The following is a 1,244-nucleotide window of genomic DNA, read 5'->3' as shown; positions in this document are numbered from 1 at the left end:
TGCCGAGTTCGCCCGCCTCGACATCACCGGCGACGCCTTCCATCCCGAATGGAACTACACGATCAAGCCAAGACAGCCGGAAGAGTAGCAGTTATCGATGCGGATATCCTTAGTCCATCGTTTTCAACTTGTTTTCGGGCGCGTCGGCACGCTGCTTTTAGGGTATCCGACCACATAATGGGATTGCGATCGATGCGGCTACCAAGATCCGCCACGGCTGTCGACTTCTCCGTGCCGAAGCGAGCATTTTGTGCACTCGTCGTCACCGGGACACTCCTGGCTGTAACTGGATGCGAACAGTCCACGCAGGAAGTAGCTCTCGCATACGATGCCCCTCCTCGGGAGATGCCCACGCAGAACCCATTGCTTGGTGCGCGTTCCATGTCTATCCGAGCTGCGGGCGGTACCTATTGGGTATTCGACAGTCCGGCATCAAATCGGCTCCTGATTACACCGAATGTAGGCACCGCGATTTCGGCTCGCAAACCTGCACTTGGCTCAGTCTCCTCCGTCAGCCAAACTCGGCTGAAAGCGTTCCCATACGAACTCGCAGCACGCAACTATCTGAGCCAAATCAGGCCCACTTGTCGTATCCTCAAAAGTGAGCCTATTGGGATTTTCCAGTGGCGCATTCCTTATCGCTGCCGATGACCGCATCGTGCCGATCGTGCGGGAGTGGGCCGTTCGAATCAACGTCCGAAGGGATCGGCTTGATCGCCGGCAAGTGCTCGACAACGGAATGGCATCACGCAACTCCCCGGATTGAAGCGCCTCTGCGCAGGTCTCAAGACTCGGAAATTTTCGGCGGGATGGGCACTGGTGCCACGTCGTTCTCAGGCAAGCTGCCGTCACTGGCTCCTCGCTCAAAGTATGCTCTGAGAAGGCGCGCTGCGGATCTGGAGCGCACCCCTTTTTGACCGGACAGGTGGCATAGCCCTGGTCGAGAGGAGAAGTGATGCAGCGGCTACTCCGCCGAAATCTGCTCTAAGGTTTCGAGTGGAGGCCTATAGCCGGTCTGCCGTTCGAGTGCTTGCACGACCCGAGCCCAATGCATTTGGCCTTCATGATCATTGATATTTTCGGCGATATTCCGAGTGTGCTCAGCCATCTGCCATGCACCTTTGGCATCATCATGGGGGATGTCCCGATCGATGTTGAACTTCTGAAGTGGCGGCGTTGCCCGCCTTGAGCCGGTAGGCTCGGGGTGTCGAATCCACTTCGGAGAGCAACGCCATGAAGAAAGA

General features: G+C 57.1%; 1 protein-coding gene. It reads right to left on the bottom strand.

Translation table 11 applies throughout. The features are described from left to right. Nucleotides 1–964: 964 nt before the first annotated feature. Nucleotides 965–1,244, bottom strand: a 280-nt coding sequence (locus VQ042_RS25590; RefSeq protein WP_331823050.1) for a hypothetical protein, incomplete at its 5' end; no start/stop codon positions are given.

This window comes from Aurantimonas sp. A2-1-M11, assembly GCF_036549475.1.
Classification (GTDB): Bacteria; Pseudomonadota; Alphaproteobacteria; order Rhizobiales; family Rhizobiaceae; genus Aurantimonas.
This window is presented reverse-complemented; position numbering and strand designations above follow the sequence as displayed.